This window comes from Rubidibacter lacunae KORDI 51-2, from assembly GCF_000473895.1.
GTDB classification, from domain to species: Bacteria; Cyanobacteriota; Cyanobacteriia; order Cyanobacteriales; family Rubidibacteraceae; genus Rubidibacter; species Rubidibacter lacunae.
In genome coordinates, this window is record NZ_ASSJ01000020.1 from 1 (window position 1) to 4,546 (window position 4,546).

4 protein-coding genes and 1 pseudogene are annotated in these 4,546 nt (G+C 57.3%); 3 read left to right on the forward strand and 2 right to left on the reverse strand.

From position 1 onward, the window contains the following. Nucleotides 1–255: 255 nt before the first annotated feature. On the reverse strand, nucleotides 256–1,617 hold the full coding sequence (locus KR51_RS03960) for a UDP-N-acetylmuramoyl-tripeptide--D-alanyl-D-alanine ligase (protein WP_022605068.1): 1,362 nt from the start codon (nucleotides 1,615–1,617) through the stop codon (nucleotides 256–258). A gap of 287 nt (nucleotides 1,618–1,904) precedes the next feature. Here KR51_RS03960 and KR51_RS03965 point away from each other — a divergent pair, with 287 nt between their 5' ends. From KR51_RS03965 to cobO, 3 genes are read left to right on the forward strand one after another with little or no spacing between them, the layout of a single operon-like run. Beyond that, the gene (locus tag KR51_RS03965; RefSeq protein ID WP_022605070.1) at nucleotides 1,905–3,167 is read left to right on the forward strand and encodes a hypothetical protein; all 1,263 of its coding nucleotides are present in this window, start codon (nucleotides 1,905–1,907) and stop codon (nucleotides 3,165–3,167) included. Further along, nucleotides 3,149–3,292 (forward strand): hypothetical protein, encoded by a 144-nt coding sequence (locus KR51_RS19220; RefSeq protein WP_156914966.1) that lies wholly within the window; start codon nucleotides 3,149–3,151, stop codon nucleotides 3,290–3,292. The genes KR51_RS03965 and KR51_RS19220 overlap by 19 nt, the downstream gene beginning before the upstream one ends. After that, nucleotides 3,271–3,903 (forward strand): cob(I)yrinic acid a,c-diamide adenosyltransferase, encoded by a 633-nt coding sequence (gene cobO / locus KR51_RS03970; RefSeq protein WP_022605072.1) that lies wholly within the window; start codon nucleotides 3,271–3,273, stop codon nucleotides 3,901–3,903. Before KR51_RS19220 ends, cobO begins: the two co-directional genes overlap by 22 nt. Before the next feature lie 363 nt (nucleotides 3,904–4,266). Here cobO and KR51_RS03975 read toward each other — a convergent pair. Continuing rightward, a pseudogene (locus KR51_RS03975) lies at nucleotides 4,267–4,546 on the reverse strand (transposase); the annotation flags it as partial.

Genomic DNA, 4,546 nt, shown 5'->3' on the forward strand with positions numbered 1-4,546 from the left:
AGCATCAGCGTCGGGAGGATGTCACTCCGACTTTTGAAGTTGTTCCCTCCATCGAACTCATGCCAATTTCACAATTCCCACGACAGATTGGGCAAACAATCCCCAGGTTTACAAGGATCCCGATCTGCCCTCTGTCGTAACACTTTTTGTCGTAGCACTTGATAAAGTTGGCATCACGTCAATTGAGGTCGCTATTGACCGACTGGCAAGACAAGAGGCAGCCAATGGTGCCGGAGTCCCGCACGTTCGAGACATTTACTGGTCTAGTGCCTTAGAAAACTCCGCGATCGCCCGATCCAACCCAACGGAATGAGACGCCTTGAAGAGCACGCGATCGCCCGGTTGCACCACGCGCAACAACCGCTCCACTAACTTTGCACGCTCGCCAAAACATTCACTGGGAACGCCGCGCGCGTTGACAGCGATCTGCTCAGCCACCGGCTCGTCTGCCAGCACGAACAGTAAATCGATGCCCGTTGCCGCAACCGCCTCGCCCACTTGTGCGTGCAAGGCCGCCGCGCGATCGCCCAATTCTTTCATCGTCCCGAGTACGGCAAGGCGCCGTTTACCCGGTGTCTCCGCTAAGAGCTGTAGCGACGCGATCGTCGCTTCGGGACCGGCATTATACGATTCATCTAGCACCAGCACGTCGCCTGCCAACTCCAAACGGCGCGATCGGCCGTCCGGCAACTCCACCGTCAGCCCGGCCTGCAGTGGTGCCCAGTCGATGTCCAGCACCTTCGCAACCGCCAAAGCGGACAGGTAATTCCGCGCATTGTGATGTCCCGGCAGCGGCAGCGGCAGCGACATCCCGTCTACTCGCAACACGTCGGGCGCGATGTACTCGCCGCGTAAGTCTCCTGCCTCCAACCCGAACGTGAGCGTCTCGCCCTGCCACACCTCGTCCGCCGTTGCCAGCAAGCGGCGGTCGTCGGCATTAAGCACGGCTAGACCCGTCGGCGGCATTTCGGCCAGCAACTCGCACTTCGCTTGGGCGATCGCTTCTCTCGACCCGAGCCGACCGATATGGGCCGTTCCGACATTGGTAATCACGCCAATGGTCGGTTGCGCGATTTGAGCGAGCAGCGCGATCTCCCCCCTCGCGCGCATGGCCATTTCCACAACCGCGAAGCGATGGGTAGTGTCGATTTTCAACAAAGTTTTCGGAACGCCGATTTCGTTATTGAAGTTTGCCTGGGTCTTCAACACCGGACCGCGCGTTCCCAATACCGCGGCAATTAGTTCCTTCGTCGTCGTTTTCCCAACCGAACCCGTGACCCCGATGACGGGAATCGCCATCTGCTGCCGCCACCACTGCGCGATCGCTTGGTACGCTGCCAAGGTGTCCGACACCTGCAGCTGCAACAAGTCCGCCGGCACGCCTGCAACCGATCGCGCCACGACTGCCGCGATCGCACCGCGGGCCGCTGCCCGGCCCACAAAGTCGTGCCCGTCAAAGCGATCGCCCGATAGCGCGACGAATACGCTGCCCGGACCGAGCGCACGCGTATCAGTGGAGATATCGGTCACAGGAATCTCCTGGCGGGCACGTAGCATATCTGACGGCATCGCACCAATAATTTTACTGAGGCGTGCGAGATCGATTTTTGGAGTCACAAGCGCAACGTTTGAAGCCAAAACATAAGCCTGATATTCGAGTCTATCCTCACCGCTTGAGGATCTAGATCACATCGAAACTTAACCAACTTTGACTAAATTAAGCTCAGGTAGGTGTTCGTTTTTGCGCTGTTGTCGCCGAAGCGGCTGTTTCTAGCGTCGCATTTTGCACCGCGCGTTTTTTTTTCTGCTCGCACGGCTCTGAATTTCGTGCGTGGGGCGCAGGGTGCCGCCGGCCGCGCTCTCGATACGTCCGGGAGTAACCAACCACAGGAGCACGACTTGTAGTGATTGCCCTCAACGAGAGCCACGTTCGCCAGCTTGCTCAAGCCCAAGAGACGCTCTACCAACATTTGCTCGAATGCGTTATGGCCGAGCCGCCCGAGCAGGCGATCGAGCGCTACCGGAAGCTGTTCTTGGGAGTCGACTACCCCGAACCGGCCGTGCGGGATGCCCTGGAGATTGCGATCGGCTCCCATGAGGCTCGCGTTGAGTTTGGCTCGCTGCTCAATCGTTGTTGGTACATTGCGATCAACCAGTGGCAGCTTCAGCCGCAGCTGCGCGATAACGTTCCACTTCTAGTCGACTTACTCGAACACGTGCGGCCGCCGCGAGCCATTCAGTCTAGAGCGACGCGGCGCTTGCGACAGTTGTTACTCGACTTTCGCAACACCGAGCAATACCAGAAGTTGCAGCGCTTGGCTCGTCTCAATGACGACGCACGCGGGACTGTTGGCAATTTGCTCGTGCGCTATCCATACCTCTACGATAACTGCCTGCTTAGCGAGGATAGCAACCGCGAACACAAAGAGACCATTCGCAGGATGCGCTCCCAAGTCCAACGTCGATATGAGTTGAATTTATCGCAGTACGTTGTCCGTCAGGTACGTCTGACCCAGCGAGCTCGCCGCCCCCCGCTCGAAGACCAGCCACGATCCGAACCCCTAACCGTTCCGCTCAATCCAACGCTCCTGAGCGATCGCGCCTTGAGCCGTGCACTGCGGCATTTTGTCGGTAATATCGAGGGTAACTATACGTATCGCGATCTCGCCCTCAGTTTCATCACCCACAGTTCTCAGGCACCGTCCTACCGAGAATTTAAGCGAGATCTGTACGAGTATCTGACCGCCTCAGTCGATCCCGCCTACGGACAGCGCATGTTCAATGCGCGCTTGGCGTCAAAGTTAGAGGCAACACTACCCCACTGCGATCTCCAGCGCCCGAACGAGTTTCTCATCCTGCGCACCTCCAGCCAGTTACTGAAGTTTCTCATCATCGACAACCGATACTCTCCGGACCACTTTGTTTTTCTGGATCTGGTGGGCAATTTGGGGACGACGCCGACCATCGGGATGCTGCTGAAACTGACTCTGCTGTGCCGGAAGTCCCGACCGTATTTGGACAAACGCTTTTCCGTTTTATTCTCGCACTACGAAACTGAAGCCATTGAAGGCCTACCCTGGCTGGTGCGATCGCTGGAAAACTTGCACTTGGCACTGACCATCCACTTCGGCTCGGCCGATCTGACCACGTGGCGGCAAATTACCTGACCGATGGCGATCGTGCGATTGCCAAACATCTGCAAGTCTTCGAGACATTCGGATACCTGCGCCGACCGCCGATAATAGGTAAGTACTTCACCCCAGCGACCGGATGCGGTCGCGTCTGCCCGTGACCGATGCCAATTTGACGGCCGAGCAGTATAAGCAAAAGATGCAGCGGCGCAAAGCCATCCAAGACCAACGCCTTGCCGAGCGCAGTTTAGAAAAAGGCTTGCTCGTCGTTCATACCGGGAACGGCAAAGGCAAAACGACAGCAGCCTTGGGTATGGTGCTGCGATCGCTCGGACACGGTTACCGCGTCGCGATCGTGCAGTTCATTAAGGGTGCTTGGGAGCCGGCGGAGAAAGCTGCTCTGGAGCGCTGGGGCGAGCAGCTAACCTTCCAAGCGATGGGCGAGGGGTTTACCTGGGAAACACAAGATCGCGAGCGGGACATCGCCACGGCACGAGCGGCGTGGGAGCAAGCCCTAGTTTTCGTGCGCGATCCAATCTACCGGCTGGTTCTGCTTGATGAAGCAAATGTGGCGCTGAAGCTCGGCTTCCTAGATGTCGATACCGTTTTGCAAGGACTGCTGGCGAAGCCCGACGACTCACACGTCATCCTCACCGGACGCGGAGCGCCTCCTAAACTGATTGCCGCTGCCGACCTGGTGACGGAAATGACCCTGGTCAAGCATCCCTTCCGCGAGCAGGGAGTCAAGGCGCAACCGGGAATCGAGTTTTAGGATTCGAGCCCCGATTCGAACTCGTTTAGCCTCCAAACTCACTAGGAGGTTAACCCAACTTGGCTGACGGACAAAAACGCATGGAGGACATGCCATACCATCATTGGCGGCATACTGAAGTGATTCACCGACCACTGAGAGAGTATGCTCGCTACCCTGCTTGTTTCCCGCCAACTGATTACCTGGTTGCAAGAGCACTGTGGCTAACAAGATCTGCATCACCTCGTCACCTTGGCTTGGATAGTTCTGGGTCTCATTGGCAGCGAACGGATGAACCTCACCGCCCGAGAAGCCCACGTTCGCAGTCGCGCCCAGCAAGCCCAGAACTGGGGGTGTCAAGTTTTTTGTGTAAGCAAGTAGACCTCAGTCGGTGAAGCACTCGGGATGCTGGATGGCAAATCGCGCTAGCGCCGCCTTCCAGTTCGCCAGTGGCATCGTCTATTTCTCGGAAATCTTCTCCAGCGCTAGGTAGAGCAACTTGAAGACCGCTGCCTCTGACGGAAATGACCCCTTGGTCTTCAATACCTTCCGCAACGAGTCGTTCAGCGATTCAATCGCGTTGGTCGTGTAAATCACTCGCCGGATTTCCGGCGGGTAATCGAAAAACGGGATGACTTGCTCCCAATGCCGCAACCACATCGCA

Coding starts and splice junctions, on each gene's coding strand:
- cobO (WP_022605072.1), top strand. CDS start 3,271: ATGCGGTCGCGTCTGCCCGTGACCGATGCCAATTTGACGGCCGAGCAG.